A 19,987-nucleotide genomic window follows, 5' to 3' on the forward strand; every position below is an offset into this window, starting at 1 on the left:
GAACGTCTCAAAGGGGGCCTTCAGGACAGCGACGACAGCAGCGGTAGTGACGGCGGCAGCAAGCGCAAGCAGCAGCGGAAGCAAGCGGCAGCAGGCACCAGCGCAAGCAGCAGCGGAGGTAGCGGCAGCGGCAAGCGGTAGTGACACCGAGCCGAAACCGCTCAAGACAGCGAAGAAGGCCGCCGCCGCGTAGGTACAGCGGTCAGCAGCGTGAACAGCACAGCGGCCACCTGCGCCAGCAGCAGCAGGTTCCGCGTGGTCCCTTGGTGCTCCACCACGACCTCCGAAGGCGCGGGAGGCACCGAGACGGCCACCTGATGCCCCCAAGCCCGCACGATCGGCACGGCCTTGCCGTCCACGCTCGCCTGCCAGCCCGCTTCGAACTCCGCGGCCAGCACCAGCAGCCGTCCGGTCGGCCCCTCCGAGACGCGCACCCGCACGTCCGGCAGCCCGGCCTGCACCGGCGCCACCCCGGGCGACGCCCCCGGCGCGCCCTTCCCGGTCACGGCCGCCTGCGCCAGTTCCGGCGAGATCAACGCCACCTGACCACCGGCGGGCAGCAGACGAAGCACCGGACGCCCGTCGGAGGTCGGCTCCGCCGGAGCGACCAGATCCCGCGCGAGTTCGACGAAAGCGCCGCCATCCGCGCCACTGGGCAGCACGACATACAGCGCCCCCGAAGCCAAAGCCGCCGCGAAGGCCTGCTTGACCGCGTCCGGCGATCCCTGGAGAAGGTCCCGGCGCCACGAGGCCAGCCGATCGGCGCTGCCGGGTGTCGGCGCGAGTTCGTCGTCGCCGTAGAACGGCAACCGACCACCGGTCTGCCGGACACCCTCCTGAGCAGAACCCACCACCAGCACCGAACGCCCGGTCGCGGCCAGTTCCGCCGAAATCTCCGGAGCCAGCGAAGGACGCGCACCCGACCGCAGCGGGCCTTCCCGTCCGGCGACGGCCGCACCGGTCATCAGCGCCAGCAGGACGAGCACTCCGGCCACGGCCGTGACCTTCGCCAGCCACGGCGCGGGGTCGACGCCGGATCCGCCCCGCTGCCAGGTGGCCAGCACCGTCCACAGCAGGCCCGCGCCGATCACCAGCAGCGGCACCCCGGCGTACCCGGTCGCGTGCGCGCCGCCCGACATCGGCGTCACGGCCACGAACCGCACCGCCACGAGCCCGAGCACCCCCAGCACGACGACCGCGACACCGGCGCCCGCGCCCTTCGACGGCCGCACCACCAGCGCGACGATCGCGGCCGCGACCAGCGCCACCCCGATCGGCCAAGCGCCGGGTCCGCCCGGGTCCAGTCCGGCGAGATCGGCCCCGGACGCGGCCGTCGCACCGCCGCCGAGCCCGTGCAGCAGCAGTTCCGGATGCCTCAGCAGCACACTCGGCCACGGCAGCAGCAGCGCCAGCGGCAGGAAGACCACGATGCCGACCGACGCGATCCGCCGCGCGAGCCCTGTCGGCGAAGGCAGCACCACGAACCCGATCACCAGTCCGACCAGCGCCAGCGCGTGCGCCAGCGGCGAGAACGCGCCGATCAGCGCCAGCCCGATCGCGCTCAGCGCGGAAACGTGCAGCCATCGCGAGTCCGCGCGGACCAGCAGCCCCACGATGCCCGCGAGCACCAGCGGCAGCAGCAGGTGCACGACGACGACGTCGAGCCGCCCCTGCGCGACCGAAGCGGTGGCCGCCGGAAGCACGCCGTAAGCCGCCGCGACGACGGCACGCACCCACCGACGCACGCGAAGGTGCCGAGTGGCCGCGTACGCGCTCAGGGCGGCGAGCGGGATGTCACCGATGAGCAGGATCGCGACCAGCGCCGCGGGGCCGCCGATCGGGGCGAAGATCGCGCCGAGGGTGCCCAGCACCGGCAGCGTCGCGGGCGCGGGACTCGCCGTCCCGCCCGCGATCGCGTGCCACGGCGCCAGATACGACGACCAGATCTCGCCGAGCCCGCCGATCGGCAGCAGTTTCCCGCCGAAGAGGTCCAGCCCGAGCCGGGACCCGTTGACAGCGAAGGCGAGCGCTGTCAGGACGACGAGCATGATCACCGGCGGGGCGAACACGGTCGCGCCGAGCACCCGCTTCCGGTCGACCTCGACGAACACGAGTTCCGGTTCCGGCCGTCGCCCGCCGTCGCGCGGCACCGGCGACGGTTTCGGCCCGCTCGCAGCGGGCTTCTCGGGGACGGCGACCGCGACGATCGCGCTGGGCCGCCGCAGCCCTGTCCCCCGCGAGCCGACCCCGCGCATCGCCCCGGCGGGCAGCGCGCCGGGACCGACCGGGCGATCTTGCCCGGCCTGCAACGCCTCCGGCGGGATCCAGGCCCCTTCCTGATCCGCGCTCTCCGGAACGGTCCCGAGCGCGAAGTCCCGTTCGACGCCGCGCCGGACGAGGCCGACGACACCGGCGCGGACCGCGTTGCGCACCCGCGTCATCCGCCCGGTGAACAGTCCTCGGACATCGCCCGGCCGGTCGGTCTTCCGGCGTTCGGCGCGGGCCGCGCGCAGCCCGCCACGACCGCGCAGCAGGTACCAGGCCGCCGCGAGTTCCGCGCCCGCCTCGCCGGTGCGACGCAGCAGCAGGAACGCGAGCGCGCGGAACAGCGCGAACAACGGGATCCGGACCAGACCGGACCAGAACGACAGCGGGGAACAGTTGACGAGGAACACCCGGAGCCCGTGCGCGCGGTTCGCCGTCGCGAGGGAAAGGCCGAGCGCGTCCGGTTCCCGCTGCCCGGTGCTGAGCGCGCGAGCGTGCCGGAGCCGGGCCGACGGCACCGAAAGCACGCGGCCGCCCGCGGCGTTGGCGCGCCAGCCGAAGTCGAGATCCTCGCGCAGCAAGGGAAAACCGGGGTCGTAGCCACCGAGGTCGTGCCAGACTTCGCGCCGCACCAGTGATCCCGCGCTCGGCACGGCGAGCACCGCGGTGTCGGTCTCGTCGGGTGAGATCTGCTGCCGGTGGCCGATGGCGTCGGTCGACAACCCGGCTTCGACGATGAGCCGCGGGTCGCTCCAGTCCACCGCGAGCGGACCGAGCACCGTCGCCGAGGGCTCGTTTTCCGCCGCTGCCAACAGGTTTTCGAGACAGTCGGGTTCCGGCGCGCAGTCGTCGTGCAGCAGCCAGAGCCAGCCGCCGGGATCACCCCAGCGTTCGACGGCGTACTGGACGGCCTCGCCGACGGCGGCGCCGAAACCGATATCACTCGAAAGTGTGAGAATTCCGTCAAGGACCGGCGCTTCGCCGGCGACTCCCTCGGCAGCCGCCGCGTCGGCGAGGATCTTGGCCGTCCGGTCGGTGGACCCGGTGTCGACGGCGAGCACGTGCCGCGGCCGGACGCCGCTGCGCCGCAGCGCGGAAAGCGCCAGTGGCAACCAGTTCTCGCCGTCGTGACAGACCACAATGGCCAGAACGGGGGCCGTGCGCGGCACAGATGACGCGGCAGTGCGAGACAACGGGCACTCCAGATGTGGCGGCGAAGTCGAGTGCCGCCACCCTACGACGCGACCCTGTCACCCGTTGGTGGCCCCACAGTATGAGAAACAACGCTGGATGGAACCGGGCAGGAAGCGATCTCCGGCGCACTGGGGGTGCCGGAGATCGCCGTCACACAGCTCGCTTTTTCAGTTTCCTACGCTCACGTTCGGAGAGCCCGCCCCAAATACCGAACCGCTCGTCATGCGCGAGGGCGTACTCGAGGCACTCGTCCTTGACCTCGCAACCGAGGCAGATCCGCTTGGCTTCGCGGGTGGAGCCGCCCTTCTCAGGGAAGAACGCCTCCGGGTCCGTCTGCGCGCAGAGGGCCCGTTCCTGCCAGTCCTGCTCTTCCGCGGAGGCATCGTCGAAAAGCTCGGTGAGATCGCCCAGTTGCTGCTCCGGGACCTCACCCCAACCCACGACTTGCCCCCATTCCCTTCCATCTGCTTCCAACCGCACGTCCGCCTCCTCGCTGTCCACGCACTCCCCAGGCTGGCGGTGTTGAAACACCATCCGCCGCCCCCTTCCAGCGACGAATGACATCACTGTGATTACACCCGTGTAGTGCGGTCAGGTCAAGCGGAGTAGCGAGTTCGGGGGATACTTGGGCCGCGTCGCGCAAGGGGACACGCCGAGAACTTCACATCGGGCATACGGAAGACTGGTGGGGTGCAGAGATCAGCAGTGCGGCCAAGCCCGATCTTCCTCGGCATCCTCGCCGTCACCGTCCTGGGCGGTGTACTGGCGGCTTTCGGTGACGCGACCACGATTTCCAGCCAGAAGTACGACCCGCTGATCATCACCGGCGTGGTCCTGCTCGTCGCCGGCGGCTGGGTGGCGTCACTGACGCTGCACGAGTTCGGGCACGCGATCGTGGCGTTCCGCGGCGGCGACCACAGCGTCGCCCACAAGGGTTATCTGTCCATGGACGTCCGGAAATACACGGATCCGGCACTGTCCATCATCCTGCCGTTGGTGTTCCTCATCATCGGCGGCATCCCGCTGCCGGGCGGCGCGGTGTGGATCGAGCACGGGCGCCTGCGGTCCCGCGGTGTCCAGTCGTGGGTGTCGCTCGCCGGGCCGCTGAGCAACCTCGCCGTCGGTGTGGCGCTGACCCTCGTCGTCGCGCTGGTGCCGATGACTAACGGACTCGTGATCGGCCTGTCGTTCCTGGCGCTGCTTCAGATCGTCACGTTCATCCTGAACATCCTGCCGATCCCCGGTCTCGACGGCTGGGGCGCGATCGAGCCGTACCTTTCGCCCGGCGCGCGTGAGTTCGGCGCGAAGGCCCGGCCCTGGGCGCCGCTCGTGCTGTTCGCCGTGCTGTTCCTCGTGGACGCCGCGAGCCGGTTGTTGTGGCAAGGGTCCTACGCGATCTTCGACTCCGTCGGCGGTTTCAAGCTCGCGGCCCAGTACGGACAGGACGCGTTCATGTTCTGGAAGTGACCTTGTAGGTCACTGGCCGCCGGGATGCTCGGTGAACCACTGGTGCGCACGCTTCCAGACGCGTTTGAGGCCGGATCGCTCGCCGAGGTAGTCGCCCGCCATGCCGACCACCGGCAGCTTCCCGAGCGCCCGGTGGAAAAGCCGGCCACGAGGTCGCTTCTCCAGTTCTTCGACGATGCCCAGCAGTCCCCGGCCGAGCCGCCACAGCGTGCCCGCGGCGGCCTTCAGGGTCACCTTGCCGTGCTTCTTCTTCGCGTCGTCGAGTTCTTCGGTGAGCTTCGCCGCTTCATCATCTTCGGCGGCCTCGTCATGTTCGGCGTGCTTGCCCGCCGCGATCACCGGATCGATGTCGCGTTCGAAGAGCACCCACGCGATCAGCCGGACCCGGGCGCCGACGTCGGTCACGCCGTACTCCCCCGCGATCGCGCACAGCAGCACGCCCTGCGACGCCGAGCCGAGCGCGTCCTGCACGGGCAGCCTGTCGGCGAGCGCGCCGCCGATGCCGGGGATCGCGGTGACCAGCGCGGTGACCCGGCCGACCCGGTTCACCCACCAATGGGTCCGCTGGTAGTTCGACATCTCCGCCCAGGCCGCGGTGCCGGGCACCTTGACCGAGGTGATCCCGTCGAGCAGCTTGTCCTTCAGTCCCGGCTCGACGCCGTCCAGATCTTCGTGGCGACGTCCCCTGGCCTGCAGGCCGAACGGATCCGCGTCGCGCAGCGCGTCGACCATCGGCCCGCAGGCGCGGACGAACGGCCGCAGCACCGCCACGACCTGACGGTCCGAAATCGCTTCACCCACCGCTGCCTCCCTTCGCGGCTTTCGCCGCTGTGCCCAGACCGCCGCCCAGTGCCAGCGCCCCCGGCAGGGCGCCGCCGCCGATCAGCAGCAGCGCCCGCCAGTCCTGTACCAGCACCAGATCACCACCGGGCCCGGTCACGCCCATCCCGAGTACGACGAGTACCCAGACGAGCAGCGGAATCACCGAAAAGGAGGGCCGGACCACTTTGGCGGTCGTCCTCACCAGAAGTGGTGTCGTGATCACCGCGAGCACCACGGTCACCGGGAACGGGGCGTCACCGAGTTTCGGCAGCACGATCCCGTCGAGCCGGAGCGGCAGGAAGAACAGTTCGAGCAACCCGAGCAGAAGCGCGACGAAGCACAGCACCACCAGCATCAAGCGCCGTCCGGTCGAGAGCGGCGGTGATGTCGACGTCGACGTCACTGTCACGTCGCCAGTCCCCCGAACAGGTCCGACCCGGCACCCTCGGCCGTCCCGTGGGCGAGCACGAAGTACTCGTTCGAGGTGATCGGCTGCGCGACGTCGTTGCTCAGCGCGAAGTGGTCCGCGAGATGCGGCGGCGCGGGCACGCTGACCTGGGTCTCGTGCGCCCGCAGCGCGGCCGCCTTCGCCGGGTTGTGCGCGCTGACGTCGAGAACGGTCGTGATCGTCTCGTCCGGCGTCACCGGGAGTTCGCCGTCCTCGGGGACCCGGAACGTCGACACCCCGCGAAGGGCGGCGAGCCCGGCTCCGACGGCGTCGCGAGAAGAAACAGTGTGGAAGACCCGCTCGACCGACGCGGCCTTCGGCGCCGCGGCCATGGTGATCTCGTGCGTGCGGATGTGGTCGGGGTGCCCATACCCCCCGAAAGCGTCATAAGTGACGACGACCTGGGGGCGGACCTCGTCCAGGATCTCCGCGAGCTGAGCGGCCTGCTCGTCGAGGTCGCCGCCGGAGAACGCACGCGGATGCGCCGCGGACGGCGTCCCTGCCATCCCCGAATCACGCCAGCGGCCGATGCCGCCGAGATAACGGTGCCGGGTGACGCCGAGCGCGGCCAGCGCCGACGCCAGCTCTCCCGCGCGATAACCGCCGAGCTGATCGGAAGCCCACGAACCGAGCCCGCCGAGGGAGGGCGGAATGATCTCGCCTTCCTCACCTAGAGTGCACGTGACAACGGTCACGTCGGCACCTTCGGACGTGTAGCGCGCGATGGTGCCACCGGTGGTGATGCTCTCGTCGTCCGGATGGGCGTGGACGAGGAGCAATTTGGGCCTATCGGAGATCACGGCTTGAAGACTAATTCGAACACGGAGCGCTTTCCTTTATAGGGTGTCGGGAACGGAAGCCCCGAGCACCGACCTTAGTCGGGCGACTCTCGGTTATCCTCGCGCACGTCCGAGGCATGTTTTCCCGCCGAGGGCGCGTTGACACCGTCATGGCCTGTGCGCCGTGACCATATGTACCCCCACGAAGGGCATCTTGGTGAGCACTGAAGCAGCATCGTCGGACCTCGGCGGCGTGTCGGGTTCGGTTCTGTCCATCTCCGACCTGAGCGTCTCGTTCCCGACCGACGACGGCGTGGTCGACGCCGTCAAAGGCATCGGATTCGACGTCAAGCCTGGTGAGATCGTCGCGGTGGTCGGCGAGTCCGGTTCCGGCAAGTCGGTGACCTCGATGTCGGTGCTCGGGCTGCTCCCGAAGACAAGCCGGATCGCGGGCGAACTCCGCCTCGGCGACCGCAACCTCGCCGACCTCAAGGAGAAGGACCTCCAGAAGATCCGCGGCAACCAGGTCGCGATGATCTTCCAGGAGCCGATGACCGCGCTCAACCCGGTCTACACCGTCGGCTGGCAGCTGCGCGAGGCGCTCCGCTCGCACCAGGACATCTCGAAGGAAGCCGCCGACAAGCGCGCCATCGAGCTGCTGGAGATGGTCGGCATCCCGAACCCGCCGCTGCGCTTCAAGCAGTACCCGCACCAGCTCTCGGGCGGTCTGCGCCAGCGCGTCGTCATCGCCATGGCGATCTCGTGCGACCCGAAGGTGATCATCGCCGACGAGCCGACCACGGCGCTCGACGTCACCGTGCAGGCGGAGATCCTCGGCCTGCTGCGCAAGCTGCGCGACACCCTGAACACCGCCATCGTGCTGATCACGCACGACATGGGCGTCGTCGCCGACCTCGCCGACCGCGTGGTCGTCATGTACCAGGGCAACATCGTCGAAGAGGCGCCGGTGCGCGACCTGTTCGCGTCGCCGCAGGTGGACTACACCCGCAAGCTGCTCGCCGCGGTGCCCGTGCTCGGCCAGCGTCCCGAAGGACGCCGCCTGCTCGACGACGCCGGAATCTCCGCCGACAGCGACGAGGCCACGAAGATCGCCGAGGACATCCGCCTCGAAGACAGCGAGCTCGAGGCCGTGATCGAGGAGAACGCGCCCGCGCTCGAGATCAAGAACCTCGTGCTGGAGTACCCCGGCCGTCGCGGCCAGGCGAAGAACCGCGCGGTGGACGACGTCTCGCTGAGCATCGCCAAGGGCGAGATCGTCGGGCTGGTCGGCGAGTCCGGTTCCGGCAAGTCGACCGTCGGCCGTTGCGCGATCCGCCTGCTGACCCCGACCTCGGGCACCGTGTCGATCGCGGGCCAGGACATCACGAACATGTCGAACAAGGACCTGCGCCCGCTGCGCCGGTACTTCTCGATCGTGTTCCAGGACCCGGCGTCCACACTGGACCCGAAGATGACCATCGGCGAGTCGATCGCCGAGCCGATGGTGCTGCACAAGTTCCTGTCGGGCAAGGCGCTGAACGAACGCGTCGCGTCCCTTTTGGACAAGGTCGAGCTCGGCGGCCACTACCGCAACCGGTACCCGCACGAGCTGTCCGGCGGCCAGCGCCAGCGCGTCGCCATCGCGCGGGCGCTCTCGCTCGACCCGGCGCTGCTGATCGCGGACGAGCCCACCTCGGCGCTGGACGTGTCGGTGCAGGCCCGCGTGCTGGACCTGTTCCTGGACCTGCAGCGCTCGCTGCAGTTCGCCTGCCTGTTCATCAGCCACGACCTCGCCGTCGTCGACCTGCTGGCCGACCGCGTCGCGGTGATGCAGCACGGCAAGCTGGTCGAGGTCGGCACGCGTGACCAGGTGCTGCACTCGCCGCGCGAGGACTACACCCGGCGGCTGCTCTCGGCCGCCCCGGTCGCGGACCCGGTGCTGCAGGCCGAGCGGCGTGCGGCCTGGCAGGCGGGCAAGCTCGCCCCGGTGGCCGACTGACCCTCAGAGGTACGGAAAAGGCCCCCTTCGCCGCGCTAGACGCCGCGAAGGGGGCCTTTTCGTACTTGGGTCGGTGTTCGCCGGACTCACGTGATCAGACACCGAACTCACGTGATTGAAGACGGATCTCGCGTGATTGAACGGCGATCACGCGTGATCGGAAGGCGATCTCGGTGTGCGGCACCTGATCACGCGTGATCGCCCATCCCGCCCCGAAGCGCGTGAATGTCCCGGAACCGAGGCTGACAGCACCTCAGCGTCTTCGGGAAGGGCGCGCCAGCGCCCGACCGGAGACTTCACCCCGCGCGCCCTCTTTTGGGCCGGAGGCCCACGTAAACGCGATGAAGGGGCGCCTCCCCGCTCAACCTGAGGTTGAAGCGGGTCGACGCCCCTTCGGCGCGTTTACGTCAGCGCGCGGAGATGAACTACGCCTTCATCTTCCGCTGCCGCGGGTCGAAAGCGTCCCGCAGACCGTCACCGATGAAGTTGATCGTCAGCGAGATCAGCACCAGCACGACGAACGGGCCGAAGAACAACGCCGGCCGCGCCTGCAGCTGCGCGTAGTTCTCGAGGATCACGCGACCGAGCGAAGTGTCCGGTAGCTGCACCCCGAGCCCGATGAAGGACAGCGCCGCCTCGATCAGCACGGCCTGCGCGATCGCGAGGGTCGCGTTGACCGTGATGAGGCCGACCATGTTCGGCACCAGGTGCTTGAACACGATGTGGAGCGTCCCGGCACCGGACGCGCGGGCGGCGTCCACGAACTCGCGCTGGGACAGCGACATCGACTCGGCCCTGGCGATACGGGCGATCGGCATCCAGCCGAAGGCAGCCAGCACCATCGCGACGATGTACCAGGTACCGCCACCGAACACCTTCGCCAGGATGGCGGCGGCGGCGATCTGCGGGACGATCAGGAACAGGTCCGTCACGCGCGAGATCGCCGAGTCGGTGAAGCCGCGCAGGTAACCCGCCATGGCCCCGAAAACGGTTCCGATGGTGGTGGCGACGAGCGAAACGATGAGCGCGATCAGCAGCGAGTACTGGGTGCCGCGCAGGATCTGCGACACCATTTCCTTGCCGACCTGCGTCGTGCCGAGCGGGTAGTCCCCGCTGGGCTTGGCGAAGGAGGGGAAGGAACTGTCTTCGTAGCTGTAGGGCCAGAAGATCGGCATGATCAGCACGGTGAGCACGAGCAGCAGCAGGACACCCGTGCAGATCATCGCCAGCTTGTGCCGCAGGAACTTGCGCAGGACCAGCTTGCCCTGGCTCTGCGGCTCGGGCATCGCCTCCGCGGGTGTCTTGCCCGCGGCGGCGGCCGCGGAGTCGTCCGCCTCGATGAGGGAGTTCAAGTCAGCCAACGCGAATCCTCGGGTCCAGGATGCCGTACATCAGGTCGGCGATCAGGTTGGCGACGATGATGCTGCTGGCGATGAGTACCAGCCACCCCATCATCACCTGCGTGTCGCTCTTGGTCACGGCTTCGACGAGCAGCTTGCCCATGCCATTCCAGTTGAACACCGTCTCGGTGATGATCGCGCCCGAGAGCACGGCACCGAAGTTGACGGAGAACAGGGTGGTCACCGGGATGAGCGCGTTCCGGAAGGCGTGGCGGAAGATGACCCGGCTGTTGGCGAGTCCCTTGGCACGCGCCGTCCGCACGTAGTCCGCGTTCAGCGTCTCCAGCATCGAAGCGCGCTGGAACCGGCTGTAGGCGGCGAAGCTGATCGCCATGATGGACAAGGTCGGCAGCAGATACGCGCCGATATAACTCGCCAGGAAGCCGCCTGGTCCGTCCAGATTCAGCGATTCCGGACTCGTGGTACGGATCCAGGGATTACCGAGCACATCGGACAGTCCCAGATCTCGTACCCAGCCATTGAACTCGATCGCGTACCGCTTGAGCACGATGGCGACACAGAAGATCGGCATCGAGAACAGCAGGAAGGCCAGCGTGGTGGCGATGTAGTCGATGATCGAGTACTGCTTGACCGCCGCGATCACACCGACGAGAACGCCGAGGATGAGCGCGAGGATCTCGGCTCCGACGACGAGCTTCAAGGTGACCTCGAACGCGGCCATGACCTTCGGGAACACCGGGGCCTGCGCGTTGCCCTGTGCGATGGAAACGCCCCAGTCGCCGGTGACGAAGTTGCCGAGCCAAGTGAAGTACCGGGGCACGATGCTCTGGTCCAGCCCGAGCTGCGAGGCCATCTGGGCGATGGCTTCCTTGCTCATGGCCGGGTTGCTCTTCATCTCGGCGAGCGGGTCACCGGTGCCGGCGACCATGACGAAACACAGGAAAGTCCCGACCAACAGGACGGGAATCGATATCGCCAGACGGCGAAGAATGTAGATCACCAGGTTCAACGAACTGCTCCTCATCCGGGCCTGGTCGCCGAAGTGCTGGACCGCTGCCCGGTTGTCCACCGTAGTGGCGGTAACCCTACGGTCAACAGCTACTTCCGGCGGGTACGGGGGCCCGGCTTGTGGCCGGGCCCCCTACCACCAGGATCGCGTAAGCGAGTGGTGAAAAAGCGGGGCGGAAGCCCTACTTCTTCTGCTCCCACTCACCGGCGTTCCACAGGACACCGTTGTACGACTGCATGTAAGTGCGGTCGATGCCCTTGAACGCCCACATGGACGGGGTCTGGAACAGCGGCAGCGTCGCGTACTCGTCCGCGATCGCCTGGTCCGCCTTCTGGTAGCTCTCCAGCTGCACGGCCTCGTCGGTGGCCTTCACGGCCGCCTCGAAGGACGAGTCGATCGTCGGGTTCGACAGGCCCTGGTAGTTCTGGCTGCTGTCGTCGACACGGGTGATGTAGATCGACTTCTGCTCGGCCTTGAACGGAGCGGCGGACCAGCCGAAGAGCGCGGCGTCGTAGTCGCTGGCCGCGAGACGGCCACCCTTCAGGAAGTTGGCGTCCTGGTCGTCCGTGATCTCGATACCGGCGGCCTTGGCCTGCGAGATGATGATCTCGACGGTCTGCTGACGGCGGGTGTTCTGGTTGTGCGAGATCTTGAACGACGCGCGCTGGCCGTCCTTGGCGAAGATACCGTCGCCACCCTTGACCCAGCCGTTGTCGGTCAGCGTCTTGGCCGCGGCCTGGGCGCCCAGACCGGCCTTGCTGCTGTACAGGTCCTTGAAGCCCTGCTCGCCCGGCATGAACACGATGCTGTTCAGCGGGGTCGCGTCGGCCTGGACCTCCTTCAGGAGCTTGTCGGTGATCTCCTGGCGGTTGACGACCTCGAAGAACGCCTTACGCAGGTTCTTGTCCTTGAACATGCGCTTGTAGTTCAGGTCGATGTGCTCGAAGGTCAGCTGCGAGGCCGAACCGTAGGTGACACCCTGGGCGGAAAGGCCCTTCATGGTGCCGGCGGCGGTGGCGTCGGGCTGGGTCGAAGCGGCGATGTCGATCTCGCCGTTCTGCAGCGCGGTCGCCATGGCCTTGGTGTCCTCCATCGCCTTCACGACGATCTTGGAGGGGCCACCCTTGCCACCGATCCAGTTCGGGTTCTTCTCGAGCGTGACGGCCTTCTGGTTGGCGTCGAACGCGGTGATCTTGTACGGGCCCGAAGCCGGCATGTCCTCGGCCTTGAAGGCCTTGAAGCCGTTGGTCCAGAAGTCACCGGCCGCCTTGAGCTGAGCAGCGTCGCTGGTCGGCGTCAGCTTGGTGATGTCGGGGACGTTCGACCGCTTCTCGACGATGTGCGCCGGCATGATCGCGGTCGAGTTGAACAGACCCTTGTAGTCCAGGTACGGCTCGGTGTACTTGGTCTCGAAGGTCAGGTCGTCCTTGCAGGTCGCCTGGTCGATCAGCTGGTAGCCGGTCGTCGAAGCGGCGAGGAAGGCCTGCTTGCCGTCGGCGGTCTTCGCCTTGCCGGAGTGCGCCAGCCACGACAGGTACATGTCGTCGCAGTCGAACGCCTCGTTGTCGGACCACTTCACGTTCGGCTTGATCTTGTAGACGACGGTCTGCGGCGACTTGGAGGTGACCTCCCAGTTGTCGAAGACGTCGTTGTTCAGCAGCACCTTGTTGTTGCCGTCGAGCACATCGGCGCCGGCGAGCACGGCCGTCAGGATGTAGGTGTTGTACGACGTGTTGGTGTCAGGCGTGTCGTTGTTGTAGCCCGAGTACCCGTCGTCGATACCCACCGTGACGGTGCCGTCGTACCCCTTGGTGTCCGCGAGCTTGAAGTTTTCGCCGTTCTGCGCCTTGCCGAGCGCCATGGCCTTGATGTCGGTCGACGACCCGTTCTGGTCGGAACTGCCGCTGTCGCCACCGCTGCATGCGCTCAGCACAAGCGCGGAGGCCGCGACCAGCGACCAGGCGGAGACTGCCTTGGACTTCCTCATGAAGTGTGCCCTCCTAGCACTGGGTTCCTGAGATCGGAACAGGACCCCACACCGCTCCGGTGAGATGGCCCGGAGCCTATGACACGCCAAGCAACACTCATTTGGCGCACTGCGGGTGCACGCTAGAAAGGAAATGCACTAACAGTCACCAGTTACGGGGCGATCGTGACCAAAGGGTAACTTGCGGCTGACATCGAGAAATACAGTGGTTACCTTGAGGAATCAGTCCGCCACTCGAACGTGCCGGGAAAGGTCACCCTCCAGGGGCGGACTTGGACTCGAATCGGCTACTTCGGACCCCGCGTCCAGTTCACCGCCGACCCGAAAGGGCCCACCATAGGAGGACCAGCGGTTACTCCGGAAATACCAGAGCCGATGGCCAGGGTATCGGCCAGCTGGAACAACGGAATGGCAACATTCCGACGCCACAATTCCGGTTCCAGGGTCGAAAGCGTGTCGGCGACCGGCGTGGTCCCGGCCAGGGCGGCGTCGATCGACGGCTGCAGGGCCGGGTCGCAGAAGCCCAGCGGGTTCCCCGGGACGACGGCCTTGGTCTTGTCGGCGAGCTGATCGGGGCGGCAGCCGAAGGTGGACGCCAGCACCGACGCGACGTCCGCACCCCCGGTGACCTGGCCGATCACCGCGATGTCGATGCCGACGTTGCCCGCGCCCTCCGGCGTCGTCTGCTGGATCCCGTTGAGCACCGGCATGGCCAGCAGCGTCGAGAACAGCTCCCTCGGCTGCGGCGCGATCGCGTTGACCTCGATCCCCGCGGCCACCAGTTGCGCCGTCAGCTCCTTGGCGATCGTCGCGTACGGCTCCTGCTTGGCGGGCGAGGCGACGACCAGCGAAAGGTTCTTCCCGTTCTTGCGCCAGGTCCCCGCTTCCTTGGTGTACCCGGCGGATTTGAGCAGCTCCTCGCCCCTGGCCGGATCCGCCGCCGACGGCGGGCCGGGGGCCGGGATGGTCGGCTGGAAGCCGGCGGCCGACGGGACACGGACCTGGGCGTCGGCGTGGAGCTTGTCCGACGGCCCGCCCTTCGCCGCCTCGGTGATCAGCTTGCCGCGGTCGATCAGCGCGGTGACGCCTTCGCGCACCTTGGGATCCGAAAGCGTCGGGCTCACCGGCCGCAGGAGGATCTGCGCGACCGTGGGCCGGGCGACCGTGTGCAGCTGGACGGCGGAGCCGAGCTCGCCGAGCCGCTTGAGACCGGTGCCGCCGGTCCTGGTCATCGCGAACTGATCGTTGCCGCTGCGCAGAGCGGCCAGTGTGCCGTCCTCATCGGCCGCACGGAGCACGATCCTGTCGAGGGCGGAGGGTTTCTCCCAGTAGCGCTCGTTGCGCTCCAGGACGACCTCTCCGCGCGCCGTGTCGAGGCCCTTGATCGAGTACGGCCCGGCGACCGCGGGGAACGTCGTCGCCAGCGCGCCCTGCCAGCCGCTCGGGGCGTCCTTGAGCAGGTGAGCGGGAAGCAGATCGTTGAAGAGCGTCTGCCAGCCCGGGTACGGCTTGCCGAAGGTGACCTCGACCCGCTTGCCGCCTTCACGCGACTGGATGTCCGAGATCAGCCGGTAGCCCGCGGCGCCGATGACGCCGGGCTGGTCCCGCATCGCCTCGCGGAGGTACGCGAAGTCCTCGGCGGCGATCGGCGCGCTGTCGGACCAGGAGGCGTCCGGCCGGATCGTGTACGCGACCGTGAACGGCTGCTGCGAAATGACCTCGGCGGACTTCATCAGGCTCTTGTCCAGCTGGAAGCTGCCGTCGTCCTTCGGGCGGAACACCGACGGGAGCAGCAGCTGCGAAAGCGCCGACGTCACCTGGGAGGCGTCGGCGAGGTTGTGCGGGTTGTAGCCGCCGAGAACGTCGTCGACACCCACGACGACCTGCGAAGGCGTCTTCGTGGTCGAGGTGCTCACCGGCGAGGCCGAGGAGCTGACCACCGGCGGTGGCGGGGTGTTGCTGCAGGCGGCGAGGAGCACGGCCGCGCACGCCAGTATGGGCGCCGCTGTGTTCGATGACCGCACGCCTGAATCCTCCTGCTTGTCCCTCGCCCCGTCGCCATAGAGCTATCACGCCGGTCATGGCCTTGGCTGCGAGATTCCCATATCGGCCCGGTCGTCGCCCGACCGGATGCCGCCCTCCTCCGGTGGACGTCCGGGAGGCCCCCGGGGTTCCTCCCCCGCCGACACTTTTCGACCCCCACCGAAACAAGCCCGCTCGGCAATGGGTTCCGCGCCCCGGAACATTCCGGAACGGCGGACCGGAATGTTCGCCACCGGACGATTGACGACGGAAACGATCGCGATCAAGAGTCCAATCCGGACGCATTTTGGATCTTTTGTTTCGCGTCGGCTCTGATCCACGTTCTCGGGACGCTGTGCGTCACCGCACTCTCGCCTTGCGGTGAACCCGTTCCGGCGTTGTGAACACCGTCCAAAAAGGAGAACGGCTTTCCCGGCGGAATTGTCGAGAAAGGACTCCTTCTCACCAGGAACACTCGATCGAATACGGTGCGTGACCATCAATACCGCCGGAAACGCCGAAGGGCGCCTACTCACAGTGAGTGAGCAGGCGCCCTTCGGCGTTCGCTGAGAGGTCAGCCGCGGTTCTTGTTGCGGTTGCGCTCCTTGGCCCGCTGGTTGACGTCCAGCGTGACCTTGCGGATCCGGACGACGTCGGGGGCGACCTCGACGCACTCGTCGACGGAGCAGAACTCCAGCGCCTCTTCCAGGCCCATCTTGCGCGGGCGGGCCAGGGTCTCCATCACGTCGGCGGAGGACTGACGCATGTTCGTCAGCTTCTTCTCCTTGGTGATGTTGATGTCGAGGTCCTCGGCGCGCGGGTTCTCACCGACGACCATGCCCTCGTACACCTCGGCGCCCGGCTCCACGAAGAAGGTGCCGCGGTCGGCCAGCTGGATCATCGCGTACGCGGTGATGGGGCCCGAGCGGTCGGCGACCAAGGAACCCGAGTGACGGGTGCGGATCTCGCCCGCCCACGGGAAGTAGCCCTCGAACACGTGGTTCGCGATACCGGTGCCGCGGGTCTCGGTGAGGAAGTCGGTGCGGAAGCCGATCAGGCCGCGCGCCGGGAGGACGTAGTCGAGCTTGATGCGGCCCGAGCCGTGCCCGCCCATGTGCTCCATGCGGCCCTTGCGGGCGGCCAGCAGCTGCGTGATGCTGCCGAGGTACTCCTCCGGGGAGTCGATCGACAGGCGCTCGAACGGCTCGTGCAGCTTGCCGTCGATCATGCGGGTGACCACCTGCGGCTTGCCGACGGTCAGCTCGAAGCCCTCACGGCGCATCTGCTCGACGAGGATCGCCAGCGCCAGCTCGCCACGGCCCTGGACCTCCCAGGTGTCGGGGCGCTCGGTCGGCAGCACCTTGATGCTGACGTTACCGATCAGCTCCTGGTCCAGCCGGGTCTTGACCAGGCGCGCGGTGACCTTGTCGCCGCCGCTGCGGCCGGCCAGCGGCGAGGTGTTGACACCGATGGTCATCGAGATGGCGGGCTCGTCGACGGCGATCCGGGGCAGCGCCTCGGGGTTTTCGACGTCGGCCAGCGTGTCGCCGATGGTGATCTCGGGGATGCCGGCGATGGCGACCAGTTCGCCCGCGCTGGCCTCGATCGCCGGGACGCGGGTGAGCGCCTCGGTGACCAGCAGCTCGGAGATCCGGACGTTCTGGATGGTGCCGTCCTCACGCATCCAGGCCACGGTCTGGCCCTTGCGCAGGTTGCCGGAGTGGATGCGGATCAGCGCGATCCGGCCGAGGAAGTTCGAGGCGTCGAGGTTGGTGACCAGCGCGCGCAGCGGGCCTTCGCGGTCCGCGAAGGGCGGCGGCACGTGACGCAGCAGGGTCTCGAACAGCGGGTCAAGGTTCTCGCTCTCGGGCACCGCACCGTCGGCGGGCTGCTCGAGGCTCGCCTTGCCGGACCGCGCGGAGGCGAACACGACCGGCAGGTCGAGGATCGCGTCGAGGTCGGCGTCCTCGATGTCACCCGCCAGGTCGAGCAGCAGGTCGTGGGTCTCCTCGACGACCTCGGAGATCCGGGCGTCGGGGCGGTCGGTCTTGTTGACGACCAGGATGACCGGAAGGCCGGCTTCGAGGGTCTTGCGGAGCACGAACCGGGTCTGCGGGAGCGGGCCCTCGCTGGCGTCCACCAGCAGGACGACGCCGTCGACCATGGCAAGGCCGCGTTCGACCTCGCCGCCGAAGTCGGCGTGACCGGGGGTGTCGATGACGTTGATGGTCACCGGGCCGTTCTCGGTCTCGCGGTGGATGGAGGTGTTCTTCGCGAGAATGGTGATGCCCTTTTCCCGCTCGAGCTCTCCGGAGTCCATCACGCGGTCGACGAGTTCGGCGCGCTCCTCGAAGGCACCGGACTGCCGGAGCATGGCGTCGACGAGGGTCGTCTTGCCGTGGTCGACGTGTGCGACGATGGCGACGTTGCGCAGGTCGGGCCGGGTCTTGCCGGACGAGCGGCCGGCATCGACTGCGGTGGCGCTGGCTGCGGGCACGCGAAGGCTCCAAAGGTTTCAAGTGCGGGTATGGTGCCCGCGCCTCCCCGATCGCTTCAGCTCACGCGATCGAGTAACGTCGGCCGACTTTGGCCATACGCGGACCACACCAGCGTACCTGTAGCCGAACTGTGAGCACCCCCACGCCCCAAGATCGGTTAGCCTCACCTAACGTGTGAGGCGTCGCCGACGTAGTCCGACAAGGAGCGCGAGTGGGCAAGAAATTACCCGACGACCCGCACAAGCTCGTGCGCAAATGGATGAAGTCGGGCAAGGTCAAGAAGAAATGCTGCCGCTCGAAATCACGGTGCGGCAAATGTCCCGTTCTCGCCCTGAAAAAGGCGAAAACGAAGATCGCGAAAGCGGCTTGACCGCGTCGTCGGCAATGATCGTCAGTGCACCACCGCTTCGTTGATCAACCGCAGTTCCGGCGCGGTCCGGGTCGGCGAGAATTCGATCACCTCGTAGGCGGCCATGTGCTTGACCGAGAAGGGGTCCGTCGCGAGGATCGCGTCCAGCTTTCCCCTGGCCATGGGCCTGGTGATGATGACGCCGCCGATGCGCGGATTGCGCCTGCCGGAGGCGAGGAAATTGCCGTGTTCGTACTGCTTGGTCAGCCAGTCGGCGTGATCCGGGAGCACGTAGTCGATTTCTTCGATAGGGGCGGTATAGGTCAGCATCACGACATACATGAGATGAAGGTAGACCCGGATCTTCAATGTGACGGGCGTACTGGATCAGCCGATACGAATTGTTGACGCGCCGTGCCCGGAATGAGTGAAATCATCCCGCGTTTCGTCCTCGGGATGCGCAAGTTCGACGCCGAACTACCGCACCCAGAGGACGAAACACGGAACACTCTGTAGGGTGGACCTCATGCGCACGCAGAACGCTTCGTGGTGGCCGCCCTCCGGCGGCCCCGAAGTCCTGCGCTGAACCAGACGAGCGCACCACCAGGCCGCCCCACCGGGCGGCCTTTTTCGTGCCCGGACCCTGGGGCGGCCCGAATCCGGAAGGAAGAAGGCAGATGATCAGGTTGTCCGGGATCACCCCGTCCGGCCATGTCCACGTCGGGAACCACCTGGGGGCCATCCGGCGCTGGGCGGACGAGGGCGGGCCGGACGACCTGTACTTCGTCTCCGACCTGCACGCCATGACGAACTCGCACAATCCGGCGAAGCTGCGCTCGATGGCGTCGGAACAGCTGGCCGTGCTGATCGCGGCCGGGATCGAGCCGGATCGCGTGTTCGTGCAGTCCGACCTCGCCCGCGAGCTGGGCGCCCTCAACTGGGTCCTCGAGTGCACCTGCAACTACGGCGAGGCCGCCAGGATGATCCAGTTCAAGGAGAAGTCGAAGGGCCGCGCCGGGGTCCGGCTGTCCCTGCTGACCTATCCGGTGCTGATGGCGGCGGACATCCTGCTGCAGGGCGCGGACGAGGTGCCGGTCGGCGAGGACCAGCGGCAGCACGTCGAACTGGCGAGAACCCTCGCCAAGCGGTTCAACTCCACCTACGGCGACGTGTTCACCATGCCGAAGGCGGTACTGCCGCCCGCAGGGGCGCGGGTCATGGATCTCGGCGAGCCGACGCGGAAGATGTCGAAGTCGACGCGGGAGGAGGCCGGGGTCGTCTTCGTCCTCGACGAGGCGGACCAGGTCAGACGGAAGGTCAAACGCGCGAAGACCGACGGAGGCTCGAAGCCGGCCTACGCGCCCGAAGCCCGGCCCGGGATGGCGAACCTGCTGGACATCCTCGCGGCGTGCACCCGGGAGAAGCCCGAGGACCTCGCCGACCGGTTCGACTCCTACGGCCAGGTCAAAGAGGCAGTCGCCGAGGCGCTCATCGAGGAACTGAGGCCGGTCCGGGAACGCGCGCTGGCGCTGCTGGCCGACCCCGGTGAGCTGGAGCGGGTCCGGAAGGCGGGTGCCGTTCGCGCGGCCGAGCGGGGCGAGCACCGGCTCCAGTCCGCGCTGCGCCTCATCGGCGCCGGCTGACAGAGGCGCCGGCTGACTGCGCGTGAAGGGCAGGAGGGTGTCGGGGGGGGGCGCGGGTGGGGCGGCGCCGGGGGGGGAAGGTGGGTTGGGGGCGCCCGCGACTGGGGGGGGGGGGGGGGGGGGGGGGGGGGGGGGGGGCACCCC

General features: G+C 68.0%; 15 protein-coding genes. 4 read left to right on the forward strand and 11 right to left on the reverse strand.

The window, feature by feature from the left end:
* Window positions 1–161: 161 nt before the first annotated feature.
* Window positions 162–3,404 (reverse strand): glycosyltransferase, encoded by a 3,243-nt coding sequence (locus tag ACZ6YV_RS08415; RefSeq protein WP_465509292.1) that lies wholly within the window; start codon window positions 3,402–3,404, stop codon window positions 162–164.
* Window positions 3,405–3,609: 205 nt separating this feature from the next.
* The gene (locus tag ACZ6YV_RS08420; RefSeq protein WP_007028952.1) at window positions 3,610–3,993 is read right to left on the reverse strand and encodes a WhiB family transcriptional regulator; all 384 of its coding nucleotides are present in this window, start codon (window positions 3,991–3,993) and stop codon (window positions 3,610–3,612) included.
* A 171-nt stretch (window positions 3,994–4,164) separates the two neighbouring features.
* Here ACZ6YV_RS08420 and ACZ6YV_RS08425 point away from each other — a divergent pair, with 171 nt between their 5' ends.
* Window positions 4,165–4,926 carry a site-2 protease family protein gene (locus ACZ6YV_RS08425; RefSeq protein ID WP_465509293.1) on the forward strand — a complete coding sequence of 254 codons (762 nt, stop codon included), beginning with the start codon at window positions 4,165–4,167 and terminating at the stop codon, window positions 4,924–4,926.
* Window positions 4,927–4,935: 9 nt separating this feature from the next.
* On the opposite strand, the gene ACZ6YV_RS08430 is transcribed toward ACZ6YV_RS08425, so the two are convergent.
* From ACZ6YV_RS08430 to mshB, 3 genes are read right to left on the reverse strand one after another with little or no spacing between them, the layout of a single operon-like run.
* The gene (locus tag ACZ6YV_RS08430; RefSeq protein ID WP_465508993.1) at window positions 4,936–5,727 is read right to left on the reverse strand and encodes a hypothetical protein; all 792 of its coding nucleotides are present in this window, start codon (window positions 5,725–5,727) and stop codon (window positions 4,936–4,938) included.
* Window positions 5,720–6,103, reverse strand: a complete 384-nt coding sequence (locus tag ACZ6YV_RS08435; RefSeq protein ID WP_465509294.1) for a hypothetical protein — start codon at window positions 6,101–6,103, stop codon at window positions 5,720–5,722. Before ACZ6YV_RS08435 ends, ACZ6YV_RS08430 begins: the two co-directional genes overlap by 8 nt.
* A 50-nt stretch (window positions 6,104–6,153) precedes the next feature.
* Complete coding sequence (gene mshB, locus ACZ6YV_RS08440; protein WP_465508994.1) at window positions 6,154–6,996, reverse strand: N-acetyl-1-D-myo-inositol-2-amino-2-deoxy-alpha-D-glucopyranoside deacetylase; 843 nt, start codon at window positions 6,994–6,996, stop codon at window positions 6,154–6,156.
* A gap of 196 nt (window positions 6,997–7,192) precedes the next feature.
* Here mshB and ACZ6YV_RS08445 point away from each other — a divergent pair, with 196 nt between their 5' ends.
* The gene (locus ACZ6YV_RS08445) at window positions 7,193–8,974 is read left to right on the forward strand and encodes an ABC transporter ATP-binding protein (protein WP_465508995.1); all 1,782 of its coding nucleotides are present in this window, start codon (window positions 7,193–7,195) and stop codon (window positions 8,972–8,974) included.
* 425 nt (window positions 8,975–9,399) lie between these two features.
* Here the strand turns inward: ACZ6YV_RS08445 and ACZ6YV_RS08450 are convergent, their stop codons facing one another.
* From ACZ6YV_RS08450 to typA, 5 genes are all read right to left on the reverse strand, one after another.
* Window positions 9,400–10,335: an ABC transporter permease gene (locus ACZ6YV_RS08450; RefSeq protein ID WP_465508996.1), complete on the reverse strand. Its 936-nt coding sequence runs from the start codon at window positions 10,333–10,335 to the stop codon at window positions 9,400–9,402.
* Window positions 10,328–11,344, reverse strand: a complete 1,017-nt coding sequence (locus ACZ6YV_RS08455; protein ID WP_378239971.1) for an ABC transporter permease — start codon at window positions 11,342–11,344, stop codon at window positions 10,328–10,330. The genes ACZ6YV_RS08450 and ACZ6YV_RS08455 overlap by 8 nt, the downstream gene beginning before the upstream one ends.
* Before the next feature lie 181 nt (window positions 11,345–11,525).
* Window positions 11,526–13,331 carry an ABC transporter family substrate-binding protein gene (locus ACZ6YV_RS08460; RefSeq protein WP_465508997.1) on the reverse strand — a complete coding sequence of 602 codons (1,806 nt, stop codon included), beginning with the start codon at window positions 13,329–13,331 and terminating at the stop codon, window positions 11,526–11,528.
* Between the two features lie 287 nt (window positions 13,332–13,618).
* The gene (locus ACZ6YV_RS08465) at window positions 13,619–15,328 is read right to left on the reverse strand and encodes an ABC transporter family substrate-binding protein (protein ID WP_465509295.1); all 1,710 of its coding nucleotides are present in this window, start codon (window positions 15,326–15,328) and stop codon (window positions 13,619–13,621) included.
* 599 nt (window positions 15,329–15,927) lie between these two features.
* Entirely contained in the window at window positions 15,928–17,850 is a 1,923-nt protein-coding gene (typA, locus tag ACZ6YV_RS08470; RefSeq protein WP_465508998.1) for a translational GTPase TypA, read from the reverse strand.
* A 212-nt stretch (window positions 17,851–18,062) separates the two neighbouring features.
* Between typA and ACZ6YV_RS08475 the strand changes: the two genes are divergently transcribed.
* Complete coding sequence (locus ACZ6YV_RS08475; protein WP_007028942.1) at window positions 18,063–18,221, forward strand: hypothetical protein; 159 nt, start codon at window positions 18,063–18,065, stop codon at window positions 18,219–18,221.
* Window positions 18,222–18,242: 21 nt separating this feature from the next.
* On the opposite strand, the gene ACZ6YV_RS08480 is transcribed toward ACZ6YV_RS08475, so the two are convergent.
* Complete coding sequence (locus tag ACZ6YV_RS08480; protein ID WP_465508999.1) at window positions 18,243–18,542, reverse strand: YciI family protein; 300 nt, start codon at window positions 18,540–18,542, stop codon at window positions 18,243–18,245.
* A gap of 335 nt (window positions 18,543–18,877) precedes the next feature.
* On the opposite strand from ACZ6YV_RS08480, the gene trpS reads away from it, so the two are divergent.
* Window positions 18,878–19,843, forward strand: coding sequence for a tryptophan--tRNA ligase (trpS, locus tag ACZ6YV_RS08485; protein WP_465509000.1), 966 nt, complete (start codon window positions 18,878–18,880; stop codon window positions 19,841–19,843).
* Window positions 19,844–19,987: the final 144 nt, after the last annotated feature.

The sequence above is a fragment of the Amycolatopsis sp. NPDC102522 genome, from assembly GCF_055584485.1.

Coding starts and splice junctions, on each gene's coding strand:
- ACZ6YV_RS08420 (WP_007028952.1), bottom strand. CDS start 3,993: ATGGTGTTTCAACACCGCCAGCCTGGGGAGTGCGTGGACAGCGAGGAG.
- ACZ6YV_RS08435 (WP_465509294.1), bottom strand. CDS start 6,103: ATGCTGGTGGTGCTGTGCTTCGTCGCGCTTCTGCTCGGGTTGCTCGAA.
- ACZ6YV_RS08460 (WP_465508997.1), bottom strand. CDS start 13,331: ATGAGGAAGTCCAAGGCAGTCTCCGCCTGGTCGCTGGTCGCGGCCTCC.
- ACZ6YV_RS08480 (WP_465508999.1), bottom strand. CDS start 18,542: ATGTATGTCGTGATGCTGACCTATACCGCCCCTATCGAAGAAATCGAC.
- trpS (WP_465509000.1), top strand. CDS start 18,878: ATGATCAGGTTGTCCGGGATCACCCCGTCCGGCCATGTCCACGTCGGG.